Here is a 23378-nt window from a genome sequence, read left to right as displayed (position 1 = left end):
AAATGCCAGATTCAGCCCCTGTCGACATTCAGGTAGAGAGCCAATTTCTGCCAGACCAATCGGTGCCGGAAGAACAGCGTTTTGCCTTCGCCTACACCATCACCATCCGCAATACCGGTGAAGAAGCAGTGCGCCTGATCAACCGCCACTGGATAATTACTGACGGCGCCAATCAGGTTCAAGAAGTCCAGGGCGAAGGCGTTATTGGCAAACAACCGCTAATTGAACCAGGCCAATCTTTCAGCTACACCTCTGGCGCGGTAATAGAAACCGCCGTCGGCACCATGGAAGGCAGTTACGAAATGATCAGCGCCTCTGGCCGCCCCTTTATTGCGCCCATTGGTATCTTTTCGTTAGCTCGACCCTCTGCTCTGCACTAATACCGAGACTTAACACCGCCACCAAACCAAGAGGCAAATATCGTGAGCAGATACGCAGTGGGTGATTTACAAGGCTGCTTAAAACCCCTGCAATGCCTGCTCGCCGATGTTGATTTCAAGCCTGAGCAAGACCAACTGTGGCTGGTCGGCGACCTTGTTAACCGCGGCCCAGATTCGCTCGAAACCCTACGCTACCTCTATAGCATTCGCGATAGCCTGCGCATTACTCTCGGCAATCACGACCTACACTGCCTCGCCCTCGCCCGCGGTGCTACCGACCGCGGCCGCCACCCCACTCTCGAAGCGCTACTTAATGCCCCTGACTGCGGCGAACTCATGGACTGGCTGCAACAACAAGCGCTGGTACTGCGCTCCGACGACGGCCGCTACCTAATGAGCCACGCCGGTATTCCCGCTGCGTGGAGCAGCGAACAAGCCCTGAGCTTGAGCCGTGAAATTGAAGCCGTGCTACAAAGCCCCCAGGCTGACGATTTTTTAAAAGACATGTACGGCGACCAACCAAGCCGCTGGGACGATAGCCTAACCGGCCTTCCCCGCCTGCGCGCCATCACCAACCACCTAACCCGTATGCGCGCCAGCAATGCCGACGGCAAATTGGAATTAACATTTAAAGGCGCCCTCGCCGACATCCCCCCAGGCTACCGCCCGTGGTTCGAATGGCAAAAACCCCATGCCCGCAGTGAAACTCTGATCTTCGGCCACTGGGCGGCACTGGAATGCCAAACCGGTCGCGACGATATTATCGCCCTAGACAGCGGCTGCGTGTGGGGGCGGGAAATGACGATATTGGATATGGATAGTAGGGAATTGCATCGGTGCACATGCACAGGTGACGCATAATGCTGGACGGAAAACGGGAGACGCCTAAAGGCATTCGCTTCGCTCACAAATACCCACTTTCGCAGCTATGACCACAATAGCGCGAGAGATATTTTTTGCGTTTACCATCTCCCGTCAAGCGTCTCCCACTATTTGCTATACTCCCCCCAAACCCAACACAGACCCCAAAAGCAATGAAAACCTACCTCGTCGGCGGCGCAGTGCGCGACCAATTACTCGACTACCCTTATCACGAGCGTGACTGGGTGGTAGTGGGTGCCCACCCCGAAGATTTGCTGGCACTCGGCTACCAGCAAGTGGGCAAGGATTTCCCGGTGTTCCTGCACCCAAAATCTAAAGAAGAATACGCTCTCGCCCGCACCGAGCGTAAAAGCGGGCCGGGCTATCACGGTTTTGTCTGCGATTTCAGCCCAGACATCACCTTAGAGGAAGACCTCAGCCGTCGCGATCTGACGATTAATGCCATAGCCCAAGACGAAGATAAGGCGATTATTGACCCCTACCACGGCCAGCGCGACATTGCCGCCAAGTTGCTACGCCACGTCGCCCCCGCCTTTGCCGAAGACCCCCTGCGCATTTTACGAGTAGCGCGATTCGCAGCGCGCTACACCCACCTCGGCTTTACCGTAGCCGATGAAACCATGGCGCTAATGCGCAGCATGAGTCGCAACGGCGAACTGGCGACCATCGCCCCAGAACGAATTTGGGTAGAGCTAAGTAAGGCCCTGGGAGAACAAAATCCTGCGAGTTTTTTCGAGGTGCTACTCAATTGCGACGCCCTCGCCGCACTCTTTCCTGAATGGGCAGCATCGTTCACACCGGCGTTATTAACCTTGGTCGATACCGCCGCCGCGCAGGCGCTGTCACTAGACCAGCGCTTTGCCATTAGCTGCAGCAATCTCGATGCCAGCAGCTGCAAAACCCTGTGCCAAAATTTGCGCGCCAGCAATAGCGCAAGCTGGCTAGCGGAACGCTGCGCGGCAAACACCCCACTCCCTGCGATGGAGTCGGCGGAAGAATGGCTAAAGGTTTTGGAACAATTTGACTACGCTCGCCGCCCCGAACAGCTTGCCAATTTTATCGCCATTGCCCAGCTACTCCAGCCCAGCGAGACCCGACTCGCAATATTAGCGGATGCCGGCGAGCAATTAAGCGCCATTAGTGCTGGGGAATTAATGAGCCAAGGCTACAAGGGGGCGGAACTCGGCGCTGCTCTGCGCGAGCAACGATTGGCGGCATTGCGGGCAATTACCGGCGTAAACTAGCGGGGGGCTTTAACGCCCAAATCAGCCACGCGCTTTTTGCGTCGACTGCATTTGCTTGCTCAACGTTGATTGCTCTAAACGTTCAGCAAGCCATACTTTAATAATGGACTGACGAGTAACCCCTAGGCGCGAAGCCTCTTTATCAAGTGACTCAATCATCCAGGTGGGAAAATCTACGTTAACCCGTTTCTGCATTTGATTGGGACGCTTGATAGATGAAAGATCAAGCTCATCGATAACATCCGATTGATTATCATCGAACTTCTTATCCAGCGATTTAGCTTTCATAAAGTGCCACCTCAGAATTTCGGGACCGCCGAACGGAGATGATCCTAATCCTGTCCGTACGGTAAGTAATAATGGCAGACCAATGCTTCCCGTCGATCATGCCGACTACCAAAGCTCTTCGCTCATCATCTGATTTAGCCATAATTTCAATAAAATCAGTATCCTGCCAGATAGCTTGGGCATCAACAAAGTCAATGCCATGCTTCTCGAAGTTGGATTTGCTCTTCTTTGGGTCAAATTCGAATGAATACATAGGTATAAAAAATATACCTTTTTAGCAATTTTGGCAAGGTGGTCGCTGAGGCTTTTAACAGGGATTTCTAGCCAAAGTTTATGACGACCAGCAAAACTCGACCGGCCACAATTTCTGCTCACTAACATAGCCCGCCCATAATTCGCGATAGGTTTTGCCGCTCACTGGGTGACAGTGATCCGGCGCCAATTCGCTCAGTGGCCGCAGCACAAAGGCGTTGTAGGTCACTTCGTCGCGGGGCAGTTCAATGCCAGCAAAATTACCGCAGAGATTATCGTAGCTGAGAATATCAATGTCTAAGGTGCGAGGGCTGAACTTAGGCGCGCCGGGCACACGACCGAGGCGAACTTCGATCTCGCGCAGCAAGTCAATCAAGGGCGCTAAGGCCATCTCGGTATTAAACGCCACCACCATATTTAGAAACACACTGCCGCGAAAACCGACCGACTCACTCTCGTACACCCGCGACAAACGCAGCGGCGCAAAGTGTTCGCTCAGCGCATCCAGTGCACTCGTCATATGGCGATAGCGCTGAATATTACTGCCTAGCCCTAGGAATACCTCAGCCATTACTTATCACTAGCATCAACAGCTGCGCCAATCACCAGCGGCGTACCGCGTTCGATTACTACACCGACTTCGTTTGCCTGACGCATTGCACCGGGTTTGGCGATGCTCAGACGCAGCCAGGGCACCTCGAACTCCGTCATGATCAAGGCCGCACAACGCTCCGCGAGGGTCTCTATTAACAAAAACTCACTGCTGCGCACAAAGGCAAATACCGCTTCTGTCACCGCTTTGTAATTCAGGGTTTTGCTAATATCGTCTGTCGCTGCCGCCGCGCGAATATCGGTGCCCAGCTCTAAATTCATCACCACCGTTTGCCGGTGCGCGCGCTCCCAATCGAAGATACCAATAACGGTATCAACGCTTAACTCTCGTATATAAACAATATCCATGGTGTTTCCCGCTACGCCTGCGCGCTACAACTAATACTAAAATTTACAATATTAAACGGCATCTAACTCGGTCATTGGCCAGCGCGGGCGAATCGTCACCCCGAGTTCCTCGTGTTGCCCCACCGCTAAGCGGCAGTGACCTGCATAGGCAATCATTGCGCCATTATCAGTACAGAACTCGGGACGGGGGTAGTACACGCGGCCGCCGGTTTTCGCCAATTTTTCAGCCAAGCGCGCCCGCAGCACGGTATTGGCGCTAACGCCGCCCGCAATAACCAAGGTATTCAGGTTTTCTTGCACCAGCGCGCGATGGCATTTAATCACTAGGGTCGCGACCACAGCCTCTTGAAATGCGGCGGCGATATCGGCCTGATCCTGCGCATCATAAGTACCCGCAGCACGGCTGGCAGTGACGGTATTCAAAGTGAAGGTTTTTAAACCACTAAAACTAAAATCTAAACCAGGCCGATTCACCATGGGGCGGGGAAAGGTGTAATGCCCCTCGCGGCCGCGCTCGGCTGCCTTAGCCACCTGCGGCCCACCGGGGTAGCCCAGCTCCAACATTTTAGCGGCCTTATCAAAGGCTTCACCGGCAGCATCGTCTAAAGATTCGCCTAATAAGGTATAGCGACCAATGCCGTCTACTCTTACCAACTGGGTATGGCCGCCAGATACTAACAGGGCAATAAAAGGAAAAGCGGGGGCGTCTGCCTCTAGCATCGGCGCCAGCAGGTGACCTTCCATGTGATGTACGCCTATGGCGGGCACCCCCCAGCCATAGGCCATGGCGCGCCCCGCACAGGCGCCAACCATGAGCGCACCCGCGAGGCCAGGGCCTTTAGTAAATGCCACACCGTCGAGTTCAGAGCCCTGCATATTAGCTTTGGCGAGTACTTCGCGAATCAAGGGCAATAATTTGCGCACATGGTCGCGCGAGGCCAACTCGGGCACCACGCCGCCGTATTCCGCGTGCAAGGCAATTTGACTATAAAGAGCCTCGGCCACCAAGCCCTGCTCAGTGTCATATATTGCCACCCCTGTTTCATCACAGGAGGTTTCCAGTCCTAAAACCCGCACAATTGCTCACTTCCTACGCTAAATAAGCGCGCATGATACTGACTTCAGCTTATTCGCACCAGTTATCAGCGCAATCGCTTTGCTTTTTGCGGCAACTGAGTATAGAATTCAGCGCCCTTGGAGTGCCGCTTTTAATTAATGCGGTATAGACAGCAAATTCTTGCAAAAAAAATCAGGACAGGTTTAACGGATGCCTTCAGTCAAACTCAAAGAAAACGAACCATTTGATATCGCCCTGCGCCGTTTCAAGCGCTCTTGCGAAAAAGCCGGCGTTTTAGCCGAGGTTCGCCGTCGCGAATTCTATGAAAAGCCCACTTCTGTACGCAAGCGTCAAGCAGCTGCTGCAGTAAAGCGCCACGCGAAAAAAGTGTCTCGCGACACTAAAAAGCAGCAACGCCTCTACTAAGACCCACGTCTAGTAGGGCTTTGCCCGCTAAAGACCCAATCCTCTTAACAGGGAGTCTCTGCGCATTATGGCAGACCAAACGCTGAAGCAAGCGCTTAGTGACGCGATGAAAACCGCGATGCGAGCCAAAGATAAAGCGCGACTCTCTGCCGTGCGGCTTATTCTCGCCGACATTAAGCGCATTGAAGTTGACGAACGCATTGACGTTGACGATGCACGGGTTCTTGCCGTGCTCGACAAAATGCTAAAGCAACGCCGCGACTCGATAAGCCAGTACGATGGCGCTGGTCGTGTCGATCTTGCCGATCAAGAACGCTTCGAAATGGACGTTATTCAGTCTTTTCTGCCCACGCCACTGAGCGATGCGGAACTAGACGCACTGATTAGCGCTGCCATTGCCAGCACTGGCGCCGACTCCATTAAAAACATGGGGCAAGTCGTTGCCATTCTCAAACCGCAGGTTCAAGGCCGCGCGGATATGGGCATGGTCAGCCAAAAGGTTAAATCGCAGCTTCAGTAGCGCTGGCAATTTTACGCTATAGTGAATTATTGTCCTGCGTAGCCTTAATAACTACGCACTTCTACCTTCGCTTTTGGATACGCTGACGTGGCCGCAAAAGGACGCATTCCGCAATCTTTTATCGACGAGTTACTATCTCGAGTCGACATTGTTGACGTTATCAACCGCCGCGTTGCGCTCAAGAAAACCGGCAAGAATTACAGCGCGCGCTGCCCTTTTCACGACGAAAAAACCCCCTCGTTCAGCGTAAACCCTGACAAACAGTTCTATTACTGCTTTGGCTGCGGCGCGGGCGGCAATGCCATCGGCTTTATTATGGACTACGACCGTCAGGATTTTCCTGGTGCGGTCGATAATCTTTCCAGCCTCGCCGGCCTCGAAGTGCCTCGCGAAGAGATCAGCCCCCAGCAGCAAATAAAACAAGAGCGCCGCAAAACCATTTACGACCTAATGGAAAAAGTGGCCAGCTATTACCAACAACAACTTAGAGAGCACCCCCAAGCCCAGCGCGCCGTCGATTATTTAAAGCAACGCGGCCTGAGCGGCCGAATCGCTCGCGACTTTGACATCGGCTTTGCGCCACCGGGCTGGGACAATCTGTTAAAAACCCTCGGCGACAGCGAGGAGCACCGCCAGCAATTGATTGACGGCGGCATGCTCATAGAAAAAGACGACGGCAAACTCTACGACCGTTTTCGCGATCGCATCATGTTCCCTATTCGTGACAATCGCGGACGGGTTATTGCCTTTGGCGGCAGGGTGCTGGGCGACGACAAACCCAAATACCTCAACTCGCCCGAGACCGATATATTCCACAAGGGCAAAGAACTTTACGGTCTTTACCAAGCCCGCCAGAACAACCGCCACCTCGAACAACTGCTGGTGGTCGAAGGCTATATGGACGTGGTAGCCCTAGCCCAGCATGGCATTATGACTGGCATCGCCACCCTCGGCACCGCCAGCAATACCGAGCACCTGCGCACCGCCTTCCGCTATGCCAGCGAACTGATTTTTTGTTTTGACGGCGACGCCGCCGGCCGCAAAGCCGCCGAGCGCGCCCTTGAAAACGCCCTACCAACCATGGAAGACGGTCGCCGCATCCGGTTTTTGTTTTTACCCGAAGGCGACGATCCAGACAGCGTTGTGAACCGCGATGGCGCGGCGGGCTTCCAAAAACTCCTCGCCCAAGCTCAACCACTGGAACGCTATTTTTTCGAGTCTTTCCACAGCCAAACCGACCCCAGCACCCTCGAAGGTAAGGCGCGACTAAGCAAACTTGCCCTACCCATGCTGCAATTACTGCCGCCTGGGGTTTTTCGGCAGCTGATGCTCGACTCACTAGCCGAGCGCACCGGCCTTAGTCGCCACGCCCTAGACCAGCTCATTGACGACATTCCTGCGGCGAGCGATACCGACAGCGCGCCACAAATCGCTCAAGCTACACCAAACCCACGCAATAGCACCAAAAAACTGGCTGCGAATCTGCCCAGCTCAAGTCGCGACCCCCTGCTATTTGCACTGGCAATGGTGTTATTCAATCCGCGCGGCGCCACCAATCAAAGCCTAACACTCAGCACAGACGACACCTCGCCAGCCGCGGCCCTGCTCAGCGCCATTTTAGAGTTACTCAATAAGCGGCCTGGCTCAAGCACCGCCATGCTGCTCGGTCACTGGTACGGCCAAGCCGAGTATGACATTATGATCGAGGCCCTAAAGACCATTGCACTTCTCGGGCCTGAACTTGACGACGAAAAAGCGCAACTCGCATTTTTAGACACCCTCGGCCACCTCGACAACCTTAAATCTAGGCAACGCATCAGCCAACAAGTTGAGCAATTGCGCAGCAGCCATCACCTCGACAAACCAGCAAGTGACAACTACGCTGGACTTAGTGACGAAGCCAAACAGCAACTCTTGGCCATTCAACAGCTGCTCAATCACAAACATCAGCGCTAATACTTTGACCATTCCCTGAACACAGCCGGAATTTACTGGTCGTATAGGGTCTAAATAGAGTATAATTTGCGGCTAATTTTTCACCTGCACCTAGCGAGTAATTTGAAAGAATGAGTGACTCTAAGCATCAATCGCGACTCAAGCAACTCATTGCCAAAGGCAAGGAGCAGGGTTATCTAACGTACTCTGAGGTCAACGACCACCTTCCGGAAGATATTTCTGATCCGGATCAGGTCGAAGAAATCATTCAAATGATCAATGACATGGGTATCCAGGTGTTTGAACACGCACCTGATGAAGATACCCTGATCATGGCCGGCAGCGATTCACCGGATGATATCGCTGCGGCTGAAGCTGCCGCAGCACTGGCCGCAGTAGAAACCGAAACTGGTCGCACCACTGACCCCGTGCGTATGTATATGCGCGAGATGGGTACAGTAGAACTGCTGACCCGCGAAGGCGAAATTGTTATCGCCAAACGCATCGAAGAAGGTATTCGGGAAGTCATGGCTGCACTGGCCTACTACCCAGGTGTTGTTACCGGCATCTTGGCCCAGTACGACAAAGTGGCCACCGAAGAGCGCCGCCTTGGCGACATTATGAGCGGCTACTTGAACCCCGCTGAAAATGTGCAGTCGCCCCAGCAACAAGCCGCCGCTGCTGCTGAAGCCGCCGAAGCAAACAATACCACTGCCGACGACACCGACGAAGACGAAGCCGTATCTGGCCCAGATCCAGAAGAAGCGCGAATTCGTTTTGCTGCCCTGCAAGAGCAATCTGACAAAGTCGAGGCGTCTATTGCCGCCAACGGCCGCTACAGCAAGCAGACCGCCAAAGAATTGAACGAGCTGGGTGAAATTTTCAAATATTTTAAACTCACCCCTGCAACCTTCGACCCGCTTATTGAAGAAGTGCGCACCACTCTGAGCTCGATTCGCTCAATGGAACGCGAGATCATGACGATCTGCGTTAAAAACGTTGGCATCGACCGCAAAGAGTTTATTCGCAGCTTCCAAGGCAATGAAGCCAATTTAAAGTGGGCTGATGAGCTTCTTAAGAAGCATCCAAAGCTGACCGACTACAACGACATCATTCGCCGCATTCAAAACAAGATTGCCTATATCGAAGAGCGTCAAGACCTGACCATTTCCGATATTAAAGAAATCAATCGCCGCGTTTCCATCGGTGAGGCTCGCGCCCGCCGCGCCAAGAAAGAAATGGTAGAGGCTAACCTACGTCTGGTTATTTCGATCGCCAAAAAGTACACCAACCGCGGCCTGCAGTTCCTCGACCTGATCCAAGAAGGCAACATCGGCCTGATGAAAGCGGTCGATAAGTTTGAATACCGCCGCGGCTATAAATTCTCTACCTATGCAACGTGGTGGATACGTCAGGCCATTACCCGCTCGATTGCCGACCAAGCGCGGACCATTCGTATTCCGGTACACATGATCGAAACGATCAACAAGCTCAATCGAATTTCACGCCAAATGCTTCAAGAAATGGGCCGCGAGCCCACGCCAGAAGAATTGGGTGAGCGCATGGAAATGCCAGAAGACAAGGTTCGCAAGGTACTTAAAATTGCCAAAGAACCGATCTCTATGGAAACCCCAATTGGTGATGACGAAGATTCGCACCTAGGCGACTTCATCGAAGACAGCACCATCTCTTCGCCGATTGAATCAGCGACCGGAGAAGGCCTGCGCGAAGCGACAAAGGATGTACTGGCCGGCCTAACCGCTCGCGAAGCAAAAGTACTCAGAATGCGTTTTGGTATTGATATGAATACCGATCACACTCTGGAAGAGGTTGGCAAGCAGTTTGACGTTACCCGCGAGCGGATTCGCCAAATTGAAGCCAAGGCGCTGCGTAAACTGCGTCACCCAACTCGCTCAGATCACCTGCGCAGCTTCCTCGACGAGTAATACTGATTGTGCAACGGCTAATTTAGCTTAGCCGTTGCCTACTCTCGACACCCAGTGCTTTGCCCTAAAGCCTACGGACAGCTGATCCATGCCACGACACCTCCCCACGCTTACCCTGCTCAGCAGCCTTGCTTTGAGCGCCTGCCAAAGCCCCGCCAATAACGCGCCGGCATCAAACAATGAGCAAGCCGAATTACTCAGCAGCTTAGTGTTTCTTGAAAGCAAGCAATACCAAACGGCAGAGCCACAGCTACAAAACTTACTCAACAGCAGAAGCGAACTTGTTCACCAACAAGCCCTGGCCGCACTGTGCCTACTCTATTTACAGAATCAGGAATTGAACAAGGCCACCACCAAACTAGACGAACTCTATCAGCGCGCGCTGCGCGAGCCGCAAATCGATGCCAACCTCAAAATGCTGCGCCTCAGCCTGCAAATCGGTTTAGAAAACGCCCTGCGATTCAACATAGAGAACCAAGCCCGACAAGTTGCCGAAGCCCAGCAATTGAAGCTGCGCAACGAGTCTCAGGCACTGCAGCGCGCAATAGAAAAGCTACGACATTTAAGCCTGCAGTAACATTCGCCAGCGCTGCTCTGCCCTCCTGATTAAACCTACACGCAACAGGGCGCGCAGGTTTAAGCGCGCCTTAAGTACGCCCCCAACTGATCACTCAAACTCTGGATTTCCGCCTCAGTTTGCGCCAGCATAATCGGCACTTTACGGCCGTAGTCTTTGCTCAAATAAGCCAATAAATCAGCCACCGCCGCCTTATCGCTGTGCGGCCCCATCACTATGAGCTGCAAAGGCAGGTCTTTAAGCAAAGTCGTCACCTCTGCCACTTCGCTACAGCGATAAATCTGCCAGTACTCGGCGCCGGGCAATAAGGCGATGGCTTTCGCCAGGCTATCGCCCTGCTCAAGCAACAGTAAATTTCCCACCGCCGTGGCCGGCAATAGCTCGTGCACAACGGCGGTTAAGGTTGCGCTATCCACTGGTTTCACCAAATACTCATTGGCGCCCAGCAATAAGCTCAGATCGCGCTCATTGAGCATCGACAACATCAATACTGGCACATCAAACAAACTCGGATCGGTGCGCAAATTATGTAAAACCTGCCAACCGTCCATGCCCGGCATCATTACATCCAGCAATACCACATCTGGCCGCCGCTGCTGGGCCATACGCAAGCCCTCCGCACCGGAGTCGGCCAAATGCACTCGGTAGCCAGCCTTGCTCAAGGTTCTACTGCACAAGTCTAATGCCGCGGGGTCATCGTCGATCACCAGCACATCACCGATAGCAACACCGTCAAACTCAGTTCTCAGCCCAAGCTCTTGAGTACCCAGCGGCAACTTCAATTCAAATCGCGAACCCACACCAGGCTCACTTTCAGCGCTAATCGAGCCGCCTAATAATTCAGCAAATTTGCGTGAAATCGTTAAACCTAAACCGGAGCCGCCATACTGCTTGGTCGTTGAGAGATCGGCCTGCACAAAGGCGTCAAACACCCGCCCCAACTGCTCGGCACTCATACCAATGCCGCTATCTTTAACTTCGGCTATCAAATAACTCTGTCCTGCGATTTGCTGTTCAGACACCCGCAAACTCACCTCACCCTCGCGGGTAAACTTGGCAGCATTACTCAGTAGGTTTAACAGTATCTGTCGCAAGCGTGTTACATCAGTGCGAATCAATTCACTCTGCAACTCAAAATGACAGTGCAGGGTATTACCATTTTTGGCCATCAAGGGCGCCATGGTCACTTCAACGTCACGCAAAATACTCTCTAGCGCAACATCCTCCCAATACACCGCCATGCGCCCCGATTCGATTTTAGAAATATCCAGCACGTCGTTGATCAGGGTGAGCAAATGTTTTCCGGCCAGCTGTATTTTGGCCAAATCTGGCCGTAAATCTTTGGCGCTAACCTCCGGCTCATCATCAATTTCCTCAATCAACATCTCCGAGTAGCCAATAATAGCGTTCATCGGCGTGCGCAATTCGTGGCTCATATTGGCCATAAATCCGCTTTTTGCCTGATTCGCGGCATCAGCGCGACGGCTGGCCTCGCGCACCCGCGCCATGGCCTCGCGCAGATTGGCGGCCATATCATCAAAGGAATGGGCCAATTGCCCAAATTCGTCATGACCCATATCGCCAATGCTATAGTCGAAATTGCCGCTGCCCCACTCGGCAGTACCTTTTTGCAGCTGACGAATCGAGCGCCGGGTATACCGGGTCATGTAATAGCCCAAAATAAACGTAGTGATCAACGCCAGTAAAAAAACACCCAGCGCGACCTTATTGGTCATACTTACTACGTTACGCAGGCCCACGTTTATTTCGTCGGAGCGCGTCAACAGAAACCACTCATTCGCACTAATACGGCCACTCAAGGCCTCGTATTCCCGCAACACAAAGCTACTGTCGAGAGTGCCGCCCTCCTCTAAAAATCGCCGCCACTGACTCAGCAGTATCTTCGCTTCTAAATATTGGTAACGCCCCGCCTCCAAATACTCCTGCAAGTCACCATTGAGCTCCGCCTCTAGGGCCATCAGCGCGTCGATTGTGCTTAGCAGCTCTTGCCGCTCCTGTGCGGTGATACGATTTTGAACCCCCGAGTCAGACAGGGCATCAACCACCAAAATTTTACGGTGGGTGCTGTACATGCGCTGGCTAAAATCATTGAGTTCAGACTGAGTGCGAATCACATGCTGCAGCAACCACACATTGCGGCGGCGGGTATCATTACCCCATATTTGAATTAGCACGCTGCCCAGTGACAGCAGCAATATCGCCACAAAAGAGAAGGTTAAACGGCGGGTAAAACTCATTCAGCAGGTCCCAACAAACACTCTATTTTGGCTAACAAGCGCGGCAGATCGACGGGCTTGGTATCGTAATCGTCGCAGCCAGCCTGCAGTGCGCGCTGGCGGTCGTCTGCCATCGCATGCGCAGTCAGGGCAATGATTGGAATATTACAAAGCCCACTGTCGGCCTTCATTTCCCTAGCCACCTGCCAGCCGTCCTTCACCGGCAAGCTCATGTCTAACAACACTAAATTAGGCATTTCGGCTCGACACAGGTCAATGCCCTGTTGGCCGTCGACCGCCAGCAACACCTCATAGCCTTTGCGCTGCAAGCGCCGGCTTAACATATCGCGATTCATTTCATTGTCTTCAACCAGTAGTACTGTCGGCATCAACTTCTCGCTTAATTTAGGTGTGTCGGTAAATTGCTTAGCACTGCGCGCAGCGCCTCGGTTGCCGAGGTCAGCGTTAAGGTATACGTCTCGCCCTCGCCCTCGGTCACTTTTGCGTAACAGCTTTCGATCAAGCCCTCCAAGCGCACATCCGCTAATAGCGGCAGCGATGCGGCACTCGTCAGCCGCAGCTGGTCACCCGCCACCGCCACTAGGCGTACCGGTAATTGCTGCCCCGCCAGTTGCTTGCCACTCATTAAACTCAGCTGTAACTCAGGGGGTGATGAGATCGCCTGCCACTGCGACTGAACGCCTTCTAGCAATAAATCGTAGGGCAAACCCACCCCCAAAATCTCGGCCAAATCCACCGGCTCTGCCATACCTTTTAAAGACACGCCAACACCCTTGCCGGTGAGCACCTCCACCGACGCGGCGGCCACCGTCGCCGGTGAAGCCAATATTTGCCCGCCCACAGTACAAGACTCAATACGGCCAGTAAGATTCACATTGTGTCCGACTACGCCGTATTTGGAGCGCAGCTCAGAACCGATATTTCCCGCCACCACATCGCCGGTATTCAAACCAATACCAATCGCTATTTCGGGCAAGTTATCGGCACGGTTGCGGGCATTCACTTCTTTTATTGCCAATTGCATGGCTAGCGCGCAGGCCAACGCGCGGTCACAGTCATCTTTATCGCTCACCGGCGCACCAAATATCGCCAGAATTCCATCGCCAACAAACTCATCAACCGTGCCACGATAGCGCTGAATAATTTCAGTCATCACCCCAAGGTAATTATTCAGCAGCTGCACGCACTGCTCAGGCGCCAATTGTTCGCTGATCGCTGAAAACCCGCGAATGTCCGCCATTAAGATAGTTACCGTGCGGCGCTCGCCACCCATACTCAAACCATTATTGTCATCCAACAGACGTTGAACGATTTCGTCTGACAAATAGCGGCCAAATACTTTGCGAATAAAGCGCTGGCTCTTCTCCAGCTCTGCCAAATACTCGCGCTCGCGGTCTTGCCAGCGCTTGGTCTCTAATAACGCGCCAATTCGCGCGCGCAACAAGGTCGCGTTTACTGGCTTAAGTAAGTAGTCACTCGCGCCAGCATCTATGCAGCGCACCGCCCCCTCTTCATCCTGCATGCCGCTAACGACAATCACCGGAATACGGCGCAGGGCTTCATCGCTGCGAATCACCTGTAGCACTTCGTAGCCGTTCATATCGGGCATAACCAAATCGAGCAGTACCAAATCTGGATTGGCGCTGCGCATCACCTCTAAACAGCGCTCGCCGCTGGCGGCCTCGATAACCATATGATCTTGACGCTGCAACTGATGGGCTAATAAATCGCGGCTGCTGTCGTTGTCATCCACCACCAAAATACTGCCGGTAAGATGATCTTGATCGTCGCGGATAATGCCCCGCTTAAAGCTTTGAAACATCGCGGCAATGGGATCGACTTTTGAAGACTCTGTAGGTTGTAACGAGAAGCCGTCTAGGCGCTCTTGAAACAAGCGCGACTGGTGCCGAATTTGAGCGAGAAATGCCTGCGCCTCCGCCGCGCCGCAATCCTCCATCAGCATCTCGCTGTAACCATCAACCAAGCCAATGGCATTGCGCAAATCGTGGCGCAAACGGGAGATTTCGGTCTGCGACGTCACACTGAGCGTCGAAACCACCTGCAGCACATCAAGAATTTCAGCCGCCGCTCGAGCAATGCGCTGGGCATCGGCCAACAGCGCTCCGTCACCCGCAATAGCAGGTAGCTCCAGCAACGACTCGGTATACGCCGCCACCGACGCCAGCGGCGCCTGCAGCGACTGACGCTTATCATCAAGATACGCTTTAAAAATCCGCTCTTTGTCGTCCAAAGTCATTTCCTTCTACCAGACCATGTCTACTAGATTATTGCACTTAAACTCCACATAAGCACAAAAATACCATGGCTCCTCAATGACTTCCGGCAAACAAGGGATTAAGGAAGCACTGGCCAACAGGCACTGGCAGCATTATAATGCGCGCTGTTTTTCCGGTGTACACGCCACGGCGTGGGGTTAAACCACCGCAGCTGAACTGATTGGCGTAACTAAATCGACGATTTAGCCCACACCAACAGCACCCAGCACAAGAAAAATGGGCCTTTAGCTCAGTTGGTTAGAGCATCCGACTCATAATCGGCAGGTCCCCAGTTCAAGTCTGGGAAGGCCCACCATTTTTCTTACTCAATAAACTCCTGTTCGTGGAAGTATAGATTGGCATCACTCGCTGATGCGCCAGCCGCTGCCTATTCGTCTATTAATCCAAGCCAATATAAGCTCGCCCCTCGACCTCGCACACATCATAATTTTAATGTCGGCATATTCACACGCGATAAAGCGATGACAGCATTCACTAGCATCCACTATCGAATAATGATTTACAGAGCGCTTTCCAATCGAGGGTAAGCGCTATAGCAAACTGAAATTATCGGATTAATTATTCTTATATGAGAAACGTTTTTGCTATCAACTTTGGGGAACAGGAAGGAAATAAACAAAAGCCCCTTATATTGCATTCAATATAAGGGGCTTTAAATACAGCTACGATTCATCGATACAGCGTAAAAACTAGTCTGCCGCCTCCAAATGCTTACTGATTCGCAGCGCCAACAAGGTACAGAGCGCGCCGGAGATCAAATACAAACTCACTGCCATCAGCCCAAAATGCACTGATAGACCAAGGGCAATTAACGGCGCGAACGCAGCGCCAAACAGCCATGCAAAATCTGAAGTTAATGCCGCACCAGCGTAACGGAAGCGGCGTTCAAAGTTGGCTGTTAAGGTGCCCGAGGCCTGGCCGTATGAGACGCCGAGCAGCGCAAATCCTAGCAGTATAAAGGTGTCTTGCATTACTGGAGTACCGCTCATCAGCATTGGTGTAAACAATGCAAAAATGCCAATAAGCACCGCCATCAATGACACGGTGGTGCGTTTGCCAATGCGGTCAGCAATGACGCCTGAGGCTATGGTCGCAATGATACCAATGCAAGCGCCGAACACCTGAACAATTAACACATTGCCAATTAATTGCGACTCACCCAAAGCGATCCACGACAGCGGAAAGATGGTCACAATATGAAACAAAGCATAGCTAGCGAGTGCGGCGAAGGCACCGAGGAAAATATTCGGGCCTTGCTTCTCTAACATTTCACTGGTGCTAATTGGCTCCAACTCACTCTCTTCCAATGCAGCGGTATACTCCTCGGTAAGCACCAAGCGCAGCCGCGCAAACAGTGCAACCACATTAATCGCAAAGGCCACAAAGAAAGGGTAACGCCATGCCCAGGCCTGGAAGTCTTCAGCACTAACACTACGAATCAGGTAGTAAAATAATAAATTGGCAACAAGGAAGCCGATTGGGGCACCGAGCTGACCGATCATTGCATACCAGCTGCGTTTGGCTCGCGGCGCATTGAGCACCAACAGCGACGGCAGTCCATCCCACGAGCCGCCAAGAGCAAAGCCCTGTAAAATACGGAACATAGCGAGGAAGAATATTGAGGCGCCACCAATAGAGTTATACCCCGGTAAAAAAGCGATGCCAGCGGTTGCGGTGCCCAATAAAAACAGCGAGCTACTTAACTTAACGCTACGACCCCAGCGGCGCTGTATATTCATAAACAGCGCGGTACCGAAGGGTCTCGCGACAAATGCCATAGAAAAAATAGCAAAACCGTAAAGCATGCCCTCTAAGGTACTGGCAAAGGGGAAAAATACGCTCGGAAACACCAATACGCAGGCCATGCCAAACACAAAAAAGTCGAAATGTTCTGAGGCGCGGCCAATAACCACGCCAATGGCAATTTCGCCGGGGGCGACCGGCGAGTGGCCCGCTGGAGTCTGCATATCAGCTGCGAGAGAAGAGTTTGTTGTACTGGCCATGGTGCGGCGCTCATCCGTAGGTTTTATGAATTATTGAAAGACTACTCCGTTTCCCCCATGCCAGCCATAGGACAAATTGTCCAATTCTTTCCCAAGCCCAATTCGCTTAAAGTCTGCGTCCTCTTATTAACATCTGGACTTGCGAGTGGCGATGTCGATTTCTAAAACTTTGCGCACTATATTCGTTTCCGTTATCGGAATGGCCCTGCTGTCTGGCTGTGACACCGTGGTTATGTCGCCGTCGGGCGATATTGCGGCGCAACAGGCCAAGCTAATTGTATGGGCGACGATTCTCATGTTGATCGTCGTGGTTCCGGTCATTGTGCTGACCCTGCTGTTTGCCTGGCGCTATCGGGCATCCAATAAAGAGGCCACCTACACGCCAGACTGGGACCACTCCACTAACCTGGAGCTGGTCATCTGGGCTGCACCGCTGGCCATTATTATCGCCTTGGGCGCACTAACCTGGGTGAGCACCCATCAGCTCGACCCCTACCGCCCCCTTGATCGCATTGACGAAGGTCGCCCCGTTCCAGAGGGTGTTGAGCCGCTTATTGTTGAAGTGGTCGCGATGGACTGGAAATGGCTGTTCTTTTACCCCGAGCAAGGTATTGCCGTAGTCAATCAATTGGCGGCCCCCGTGGACCGGCCAATAAAGTTCAAAATCACTGCTACCACCATGATGAACTCCTTTTATATTCCGGCCCTGGCGGGACAAATCTACGCCATGGGCGGCATGGAAACCCAGCTGCACGCGGTTATCAATGAAGCCGGTAGCTACGACGGTTTCTCTGCCAATTACTCTGGTGCGGGCTTTAACGGCATGCGTTTTAAATTCTTAGGCATGCCAGAGATCGAGTTTGACGAGTGGGTGAGCAAGGTCAAAACCGACGGCGACATCCTCAGCCGTAGCGTATACACCGAACTCGCTGAGCCTAGCGAGTACAACCCCGTGCAATACTATCGCGAAGTGGCGCCCGAACTGTACGACGCTATTCTCAACCGCTGCGTTGAGCCTGGCACCCTTTGCATGAAGGATATGATGAAGCACCACGGCAGCCACAAAACTGACGCCGCAGCGCCAAGCTCAGCAAATTCAACAGCCAAAACACATGACGAGGGTCACCATGCCCACTAGCTATTTTTGTGCAATTACCGTGGTCGCAATGCGTCCGTCCCATTCACTTTTAGCGCGTCAGGGCGCCGGTAACTCTCATGTCTGATCTCAGTACCCTTATATTCGGGCGCCTAAGCCTCGACTCCATCCCCTTCCACGATCCGATTTTGATCGCGACCTTTGTCGTGGCTGCAATTGGCGGAATAGCACTGCTCGCCACACTGACTTATTACAAAGTGTGGGGCTATCTGTGGAGTGAATGGTTCACCAGCATCGATCACAAACGGATCGGCGTGATGTATATGATTCTGGGTTTAATCATGCTACTGCGCGGCTTTGCCGACGCCATCATGATGCGGATTCACCAAGCCATGGCCTTTGGTGAAGCTACCGGCTACCTGCCGCCAGATCACTACGACCAAATATTTACCGCCCACGGCGTGATCATGATTTTCTTTGTGGCCATGCCCTTTGTGGTTGGCTTGATGAATTACATTGTGCCCCTGCAAATCGGCGCGCGTGACGTAGCCTTCCCATTCTTAAACAACCTCAGCTTTTGGATGACCAGTGCCGGTGCGGCGCTCATCATGATCTCACTGTTTATCGGTGAATTCGCCAAATCCGGCTGGCTGGCCTACCCGCCATTAACCGGAATACTGCAAAGTCCCGGGGTCGGGGTGGATTACTATATTTGGTCCCTACAGATTGCTGGGGTCGGCACATTGCTGTCGGGCATCAACTTTGTCGTGACCATTGTCAAAATGCGCGCGCCCGGCATGAACATGATGAAAATGCCGATTTTCACATGGACCGCGCTGTGTACTAACATCTTGATTGTGGCGGCTTTCCCCGTATTAACAGCGGTAATGACCTTGCTGTCCTTAGACCGCTATTTGGACATGAACTTCTTCACCAACGATCTTGGCGGCAACGCCATGATGTACGTAAACCTGATTTGGATCTGGGGTCACCCAGAGGTTTACATACTGATTCTACCGATCTTTGGTGTGTTCTCAGAAATCGTCTCTACCTACAGTGGTAAGCGCCTATTCGGTTACTCGTCCATGGTCTACGCGACCTTGGTCATCACCATTCTGTCTTACCTCGTGTGGCTGCACCATTTCTTTACGATGGGATCTGGCGCAACGGTGAATAGCTTCTTTGGTATCACCACCATGATTATTTCTATTCCCACTGGCGCGAAAATCTTCAACTGGTTGTTCACCATGTACCGTGGTCGCATACAGTTTGAAGTCCCGATGCTGTGGACCATCGGCTTTATGATCACCTTCGTAATTGGCGGCATGACCGGCGTGTTACTGGCTGTGCCACCTGCTGACTTTGTGCTGCACAACAGCCTGTTTTTGATTGCTCACTTCCACAACGTCATTATCGGTGGCGTGGTGTTCGGCACCTTCGCGGCGATTACCTTCTGGTATCCCAAAGTTACCGGGTACAAGCTGGAACCGTTCTGGGGCAAGGTCTCGTTCTGGTGCTGGTTTATCGGTTTCTACCTCGCCTTTATGCCGCTGTACATGTTGGGCTTTATGGGCGTCACCCGCCGCATGAGTCACTTCGACGATCCATCGCTGCAGATTTGGTTCCAGATCGCCCTAGGTGGCGCGGTGTTAATCGGCGCAGGTATCATCGCCTTCTTGGTTCAGCTCTATGTGAGCTATAAGCGCCGCGACTCGCTGCGCGACGAAACTGGCGATCCGTGGGGTGGCCGCACCCTAGAGTGGTCGACCTCGTCGCCACCACCCAAATACAACTTCGCCTTTACCCCACGGGTATACGATCTTGACGCGTGGTGGCATATGAAGAGCAATGGCTTTAAACGCGCAACTGATGGCTTTATGCCCATCCATATGCCAAAAAACACCGCTGCCGGCATGGTGATCTCAGGCCTCAGCGCAGCATTCGGTTTCGCCATGGTTTGGCATATGTGGTTAATCGGCGGCCTAGCGTTTGCGGCGCTAATGATCGCCATTATTGCGCACACTTTTAATTACAAGCGCGACTACTACATACCGGCTGAAGAGGTCGCGTTAGTCGAAGCCCAACGTACCGAGGTAGCTGCCTAAGATGTCTCACTCTACTGCTATGCCGGCTACTGAGCCCGGTCAATTCGACTTCCTTGTTAAGGGCGAGCATCACGTCGCCAACGGCACGCTGCTGGGCTTCTGGCTGTATTTGATGAGCGACTGCCTCATCTTCGCGGCGCTGTTTGCCACCTACGGCGTATTGAGCCAAAACTATGCGGGTGGGCCATCGGGCGCAGATTTATTTGATCTGCCGCTAGTCGCCTTAAACACCAGTTTTCTGCTGTTTTCGTCGATCACCTACGGCTTTGCCATGCTGCAAATGCAGCAGCGCAAACTCAAGGGCACCATAATTTGGCTGGCTATTACCGGCGTATTCGGCGCGGGCTTTCTGGGCTTAGAACTCTATGAGTTCTACCACCTTTTACACCAAGGTGCTGGTCCCCAGCGCAGTGCGTTCTTGTCGGCCTTTTTCACCCTTGTCGGCACCCACGGCCTGCACGTGTGCATCGGGATTATTTGGTTAGTAACGCTGCTATTTCAACTCCGCAAGCATGGCCTAACCACCGCTAACCGTCGTCGTTTATTCTGCCTGTCTATGTTTTGGCACTTTCTTGACGTGGTTTGGATCGGCGTATTCACAATTGTTTATTTGATGGGGTCTCTGTCATGAGCGAGCTTTCACACAACCACGACGAGCATCACGACCACCACGAAGAAGAAGGCCCGCACAGCAGCTTCAGCGGTTATATGCTTGGCTTTATGGCCTCGGTGTTTCTTACCGCCATCCCCTTTTGGCTAGTAATGGGTGATGTATTCAGCTCACGAAACACCACTGTGCTGATCATTCTCGCCTTTGCCCTAGTGCAAATTCTGGTGCACATGGTTTATTTTCTGCACATGAATTTTCAGTCTGAAGGTGGCTGGACCATGCTGTCGCTCATTTTCACTGTAGTACTCTTGTTCATTACCTTAGCCGGTTCGCTGTGGGTGATGTACCACATGAACGTGAATATGATGCCCTCAATGATGTCTGGCGGCAGCTAAACCGTGCCACTTCGCCGCATAGTTAGCTTATCGTTAATCAGCCTATGCGGCCTGCTCCTCTTTGTGGGCTTTATTGCCCTCGGCAATTGGCAATTAGAACGCCGCTTGTGGAAGTTAGATTTAATTGAAAAAGTCGAAACCCGCGTTCACGCGCCCGCTGAAGCAGCGCCAGGTATTCGCGACTGGTCATCGGTTAACAAAGCTGACGACGAATATCGCCACGTTGTTTTAAACGGCCAATTCCTAACAGACAAAGACACCCTAGTGGTTGCCGCCACCGAGCTTGGCAGCGGCTATTGGGTACTCACTCCGTTTCAGCGCCACGATGGTAGCATCGTATTAGTCAATCGCGGTTATATCGGCCAAGGTGTCACGCCACAGGCGCCACCGCAGACCGACACAAGCCTCACCGGCCTGCTCCGGCTTAACGAGCCCAAGGGCAGTGTGCTGCGTGAAAATAGCCCAACTACCGGCCGCTGGTATTCACGGGACGTAAAGGCAATTGCCGACAACCTCGGTATTAGCGCTGCACCCTATTTTGTCGACGCCGACGCTACCCCCCCTCAAATACCAAGCGAGCAAACTCCGGTCGGCGGTCTCACCGTTATTAGCTTCAACAATAGCCATCTCGTGTACGCGATCACCTGGTACGGCCTCGCCTTTTCCGTGCTGCTAGCTAGCTTTATTGTGTTTCGAGAAAGTCGCCGCAAAGACTGACCGCGGCTGCGCGCTCAGTCCATCATGCGTATACTGGCTTGCGCGCGTAGAAAGCCAAGCACTAAAGCGCCTGAGCTAAATTAGGCCTGGGGAGAAATACAATAATGACCGACACCAGAGCGCTTGCCGCCGTAAATCAGCTGCTAAGACAAACAGAGTCTGACGATACCGACACCCTAGGCAAACATATGCGCCAACTTGTGCAGTTGCGCTGGATGGCGGTACTCGGCCAATTACTCACCATTCTCGTCACCCATTACTTGTTCGGAGTAGAGCTGCCTTTGCAGCTTATGTTGAGCGTGCTTGGCGGACTTATCGCCTTTAATGCCTTTAATGAACTGAGCTTACGCCTGCGCCGGCGGGTGCGCACTGCCGAGCTATTTATGGGTTTACTAGTCGACATGGGCACCCTCACTTTTCAGCTATTTCTCAGCGGCGGCGCGACCAACCCTTTCGTGTTTCTCTACTTGTTGCAGGTCGGACTCGCGGCGGTACTTTTGGCGCAAACCTACGCATGGATACTCCTCGGCGTCGCTACTATTTGTTTTCTGTGGCTAGCCGAAGCAGCCCGCCCCCTCGGCCTGCCCCAGGATTATCACCTTGGTATACGCAGCTATTACGTCGACGGCATGCTGATCTGCTTAGTACTCAATGCTGCGCTGTTGGTGGTTTTTATTAACCGCATCAACCGCACTCACCGCGAACACGATGCCCGCCTCGCCGAGTTGCGTCAGCGGGCCGCCGAGGAAGAACACATCTTGCGCATGGGCTTGCTCGCCTCCGGCGCGGCACACGAACTGGGCACTCCGCTGGCGACCATCGCGGTAATTCTCGGTGATTGGCGGCATATGCCCACCCTCAGTGCAGACCCAGACCTTTGCGAAGAAATCACCGAAATGCAAACTCAGGTGCAACGCTGTAAAACCATCGTTAGCGGCATTCTCATGTCTGCGGGTGAAACCCGCGGCGAGTCCTCTGGCGAAACCAGCGTGTGTGAGTTTTTCGACGAGCTACTTAACGAGTGGCAAAGCACCCGCAAAGTTCGCGAGTTCAGCTTTGACAATCAATTTGGCGAAGACCTAGATATAGCTTCCGACACAGTATTAAAACAAACGATCTGCAATCTGCTCGACAACGCGCTAGAAGCCTCACCAGAGTGGGTCGGTCTTTACGTTTCTCGCAAAGACGACAACTTGCTAATACGCGTTATCGACCGCGGCCCCGGATTTGCAAAAGAAGTATTCAACCACCTCGGCCAGCCCTATCAATCCACCAAGGGCCGACCAGGCAGCGGCTTGGGATTATTCCTTGTATTCAATGTGGCGCGAATTTTAGGGGGCCAAGTGCGCGCCCGCAATCGTCACAAAGGCGGCGCTGAAATCAGCCTGCGCCTGCCACTAGACGCACTCCGACTCAAGGAGGTTTAAGCA

At 53.0% G+C, this 23378-nt stretch carries 23 protein-coding genes and 1 tRNA gene; 15 read left to right on the top strand and 9 right to left on the bottom strand.

What is annotated here, in order from left to right; genetic code table 11:
• Positions 1–2: 2 nt before the first annotated feature.
• The 3 genes from apaG (at position 3) to AB4876_RS04345 (ending at position 2506) form a co-directional block, all read left to right on the top strand.
• Entirely contained in the window at positions 3–380 is a 378-nt protein-coding gene (gene apaG / locus AB4876_RS04355; protein WP_301027066.1) for a Co2+/Mg2+ efflux facilitator ApaG/CorD, read from the top strand.
• 42 nt (positions 381–422) lie between these two features.
• The gene (locus tag AB4876_RS04350) at positions 423–1241 is read left to right on the top strand and encodes a symmetrical bis(5'-nucleosyl)-tetraphosphatase (RefSeq protein ID WP_368380428.1); all 819 of its coding nucleotides are present in this window, start codon (positions 423–425) and stop codon (positions 1239–1241) included.
• Positions 1242–1414: 173 nt separating this feature from the next.
• The gene (locus AB4876_RS04345) at positions 1415–2506 is read left to right on the top strand and encodes a tRNA nucleotidyltransferase/poly(A) polymerase-related protein (protein ID WP_368380427.1); all 1092 of its coding nucleotides are present in this window, start codon (positions 1415–1417) and stop codon (positions 2504–2506) included.
• Between the two features lie 21 nt (positions 2507–2527).
• Here AB4876_RS04345 and brnA read toward each other — a convergent pair whose 3' ends face one another.
• The 5 genes from brnA to tsaD form a co-directional block, all read right to left on the bottom strand.
• Positions 2528–2794 (bottom strand): type II toxin-antitoxin system BrnA family antitoxin, encoded by a 267-nt coding sequence (brnA, locus tag AB4876_RS04340; protein ID WP_368380426.1) that lies wholly within the window; start codon positions 2792–2794, stop codon positions 2528–2530.
• Entirely contained in the window at positions 2784–3047 is a 264-nt protein-coding gene (locus AB4876_RS04335) for a BrnT family toxin (RefSeq protein ID WP_368380425.1), read from the bottom strand. Before AB4876_RS04335 ends, brnA begins: the two co-directional genes overlap by 11 nt.
• 78 nt (positions 3048–3125) lie before the next feature.
• Positions 3126–3617, bottom strand: a complete 492-nt coding sequence (gene folK, locus AB4876_RS04330; protein WP_368380424.1) for a 2-amino-4-hydroxy-6-hydroxymethyldihydropteridine diphosphokinase — start codon at positions 3615–3617, stop codon at positions 3126–3128.
• Positions 3617–4006, bottom strand: coding sequence for a dihydroneopterin aldolase (folB, locus tag AB4876_RS04325; RefSeq protein ID WP_301027061.1), 390 nt, complete (start codon positions 4004–4006; stop codon positions 3617–3619). The genes folK and folB overlap by 1 nt, the downstream gene beginning before the upstream one ends.
• 51 nt (positions 4007–4057) lie before the next feature.
• Positions 4058–5083, bottom strand: coding sequence for a tRNA (adenosine(37)-N6)-threonylcarbamoyltransferase complex transferase subunit TsaD (gene tsaD / locus AB4876_RS04320; protein WP_368380423.1), 1026 nt, complete (start codon positions 5081–5083; stop codon positions 4058–4060).
• Between the two features lie 190 nt (positions 5084–5273).
• Here tsaD and rpsU point away from each other — a divergent pair, with 190 nt between their 5' ends.
• The 5 genes from rpsU (at position 5274) to AB4876_RS04295 (ending at position 10467) form a co-directional block, all read left to right on the top strand.
• Positions 5274–5489 (top strand): 30S ribosomal protein S21, encoded by a 216-nt coding sequence (gene rpsU / locus AB4876_RS04315; RefSeq protein WP_008248432.1) that lies wholly within the window; start codon positions 5274–5276, stop codon positions 5487–5489.
• A gap of 67 nt (positions 5490–5556) precedes the next feature.
• Positions 5557–6009: a GatB/YqeY domain-containing protein gene (locus AB4876_RS04310; RefSeq protein WP_368380421.1), complete on the top strand. Its 453-nt coding sequence runs from the start codon at positions 5557–5559 to the stop codon at positions 6007–6009.
• 87 nt (positions 6010–6096) lie between these two features.
• Positions 6097–7965, top strand: a complete 1869-nt coding sequence (dnaG, locus tag AB4876_RS04305) for a DNA primase (protein ID WP_368380419.1) — start codon at positions 6097–6099, stop codon at positions 7963–7965.
• 110 nt (positions 7966–8075) lie between these two features.
• Positions 8076–9890, top strand: coding sequence for an RNA polymerase sigma factor RpoD (gene rpoD / locus AB4876_RS04300; RefSeq protein ID WP_368380418.1), 1815 nt, complete (start codon positions 8076–8078; stop codon positions 9888–9890).
• Positions 9891–9978: 88 nt separating this feature from the next.
• Positions 9979–10467, top strand: a complete 489-nt coding sequence (locus AB4876_RS04295; protein ID WP_368380416.1) for a hypothetical protein — start codon at positions 9979–9981, stop codon at positions 10465–10467.
• A 59-nt stretch (positions 10468–10526) separates the two neighbouring features.
• Here AB4876_RS04295 and AB4876_RS04290 read toward each other — a convergent pair whose 3' ends face one another.
• From AB4876_RS04290 to AB4876_RS04280, 3 genes are read right to left on the bottom strand one after another with little or no spacing between them, the layout of a single operon-like run.
• Positions 10527–12725 (bottom strand): ATP-binding response regulator, encoded by a 2199-nt coding sequence (locus tag AB4876_RS04290; protein WP_368380415.1) that lies wholly within the window; start codon positions 12723–12725, stop codon positions 10527–10529.
• Positions 12722–13093 (bottom strand): response regulator, encoded by a 372-nt coding sequence (locus AB4876_RS04285; protein WP_368380414.1) that lies wholly within the window; start codon positions 13091–13093, stop codon positions 12722–12724. Before AB4876_RS04285 ends, AB4876_RS04290 begins: the two co-directional genes overlap by 4 nt.
• An 11-nt stretch (positions 13094–13104) precedes the next feature.
• Positions 13105–14976, bottom strand: a complete 1872-nt coding sequence (locus AB4876_RS04280) for an adenylate/guanylate cyclase domain-containing protein (protein ID WP_368380413.1) — start codon at positions 14974–14976, stop codon at positions 13105–13107.
• A gap of 264 nt (positions 14977–15240) precedes the next feature.
• On the opposite strand from AB4876_RS04280, the gene AB4876_RS04275 reads away from it, so the two are divergent.
• Positions 15241–15317, top strand: a tRNA-Ile gene (locus AB4876_RS04275).
• Between the two features lie 394 nt (positions 15318–15711).
• Here AB4876_RS04275 and AB4876_RS04270 read toward each other — a convergent pair.
• A complete protein-coding gene (locus AB4876_RS04270) occupies positions 15712–17025 on the bottom strand; it encodes an MFS transporter (protein ID WP_368380412.1) in 1314 nt (437 codons plus the stop codon).
• A 151-nt stretch (positions 17026–17176) separates the two neighbouring features.
• Between AB4876_RS04270 and cyoA the strand changes: the two genes are divergently transcribed.
• The 6 genes from cyoA (at position 17177) to AB4876_RS04240 (ending at position 23375) form a co-directional block, all read left to right on the top strand.
• The gene (gene cyoA / locus AB4876_RS04265; protein WP_368380411.1) at positions 17177–18163 is read left to right on the top strand and encodes a ubiquinol oxidase subunit II; all 987 of its coding nucleotides are present in this window, start codon (positions 17177–17179) and stop codon (positions 18161–18163) included.
• 77 nt (positions 18164–18240) lie between these two features.
• Positions 18241–20226, top strand: coding sequence for a cytochrome o ubiquinol oxidase subunit I (gene cyoB, locus AB4876_RS04260; RefSeq protein ID WP_368380409.1), 1986 nt, complete (start codon positions 18241–18243; stop codon positions 20224–20226).
• 1 nt (position 20227) lies between these two features.
• On the top strand, positions 20228–20857 hold the full coding sequence (gene cyoC / locus AB4876_RS04255; protein WP_368380408.1) for a cytochrome o ubiquinol oxidase subunit III: 630 nt from the start codon (positions 20228–20230) through the stop codon (positions 20855–20857).
• Positions 20854–21231: a cytochrome o ubiquinol oxidase subunit IV gene (gene cyoD, locus AB4876_RS04250; RefSeq protein WP_344936438.1), complete on the top strand. Its 378-nt coding sequence runs from the start codon at positions 20854–20856 to the stop codon at positions 21229–21231. Before cyoC ends, cyoD begins: the two co-directional genes overlap by 4 nt.
• Before the next feature lie 3 nt (positions 21232–21234).
• The gene (locus tag AB4876_RS04245; protein WP_368380407.1) at positions 21235–21948 is read left to right on the top strand and encodes an SURF1 family protein; all 714 of its coding nucleotides are present in this window, start codon (positions 21235–21237) and stop codon (positions 21946–21948) included.
• 104 nt (positions 21949–22052) lie between these two features.
• The gene (locus AB4876_RS04240; protein ID WP_368380406.1) at positions 22053–23375 is read left to right on the top strand and encodes an ATP-binding protein; all 1323 of its coding nucleotides are present in this window, start codon (positions 22053–22055) and stop codon (positions 23373–23375) included.
• The last annotated feature ends 3 nt before the right edge of the window (positions 23376–23378 follow it).

This window comes from Zhongshania guokunii, from assembly GCF_040892635.1.
GTDB lineage: Bacteria > Pseudomonadota > Gammaproteobacteria > Pseudomonadales > Spongiibacteraceae > Spongiibacter > Spongiibacter guokunii.
Note: the sequence above shows the minus strand (reverse complement) of the source record. Positions and strands in the feature narration are given on the sequence as shown.

Excerpts from the sequence above, each read along its gene's own strand:
- AB4876_RS04295 (WP_368380416.1), top strand. The coding sequence starts at position 9,979 with ATGCCACGACACCTCCCCACGCTTACCCTGCTCAGCAGCCTTGCTTTG.
- rpoD (WP_368380418.1), top strand. The coding sequence starts at position 8,076 with ATGAGTGACTCTAAGCATCAATCGCGACTCAAGCAACTCATTGCCAAA.
- cyoA (WP_368380411.1), top strand. The coding sequence starts at position 17,177 with ATGTCGATTTCTAAAACTTTGCGCACTATATTCGTTTCCGTTATCGGA.
- folK (WP_368380424.1), bottom strand. The coding sequence starts at position 3,617 with ATGGCTGAGGTATTCCTAGGGCTAGGCAGTAATATTCAGCGCTATCGC.
- AB4876_RS04290 (WP_368380415.1), bottom strand. The coding sequence starts at position 12,725 with ATGAGTTTTACCCGCCGTTTAACCTTCTCTTTTGTGGCGATATTGCTG.
- AB4876_RS04310 (WP_368380421.1), top strand. The coding sequence starts at position 5,557 with ATGGCAGACCAAACGCTGAAGCAAGCGCTTAGTGACGCGATGAAAACC.
- cyoB (WP_368380409.1), top strand. The coding sequence starts at position 18,241 with ATGTCTGATCTCAGTACCCTTATATTCGGGCGCCTAAGCCTCGACTCC.
- AB4876_RS04335 (WP_368380425.1), bottom strand. The coding sequence starts at position 3,047 with ATGTATTCATTCGAATTTGACCCAAAGAAGAGCAAATCCAACTTCGAG.
- AB4876_RS04270 (WP_368380412.1), bottom strand. The coding sequence starts at position 17,025 with ATGGCCAGTACAACAAACTCTTCTCTCGCAGCTGATATGCAGACTCCA.
- rpsU (WP_008248432.1), top strand. The coding sequence starts at position 5,274 with ATGCCTTCAGTCAAACTCAAAGAAAACGAACCATTTGATATCGCCCTG.
- cyoD (WP_344936438.1), top strand. The coding sequence starts at position 20,854 with ATGAGCGAGCTTTCACACAACCACGACGAGCATCACGACCACCACGAA.
- cyoC (WP_368380408.1), top strand. The coding sequence starts at position 20,228 with ATGTCTCACTCTACTGCTATGCCGGCTACTGAGCCCGGTCAATTCGAC.
- brnA (WP_368380426.1), bottom strand. The coding sequence starts at position 2,794 with ATGAAAGCTAAATCGCTGGATAAGAAGTTCGATGATAATCAATCGGAT.
- AB4876_RS04345 (WP_368380427.1), top strand. The coding sequence starts at position 1,415 with ATGAAAACCTACCTCGTCGGCGGCGCAGTGCGCGACCAATTACTCGAC.
- AB4876_RS04285 (WP_368380414.1), bottom strand. The coding sequence starts at position 13,093 with ATGCCGACAGTACTACTGGTTGAAGACAATGAAATGAATCGCGATATG.
- folB (WP_301027061.1), bottom strand. The coding sequence starts at position 4,006 with ATGGATATTGTTTATATACGAGAGTTAAGCGTTGATACCGTTATTGGT.
- apaG (WP_301027066.1), top strand. The coding sequence starts at position 3 with ATGCCAGATTCAGCCCCTGTCGACATTCAGGTAGAGAGCCAATTTCTG.
- AB4876_RS04240 (WP_368380406.1), top strand. The coding sequence starts at position 22,053 with ATGACCGACACCAGAGCGCTTGCCGCCGTAAATCAGCTGCTAAGACAA.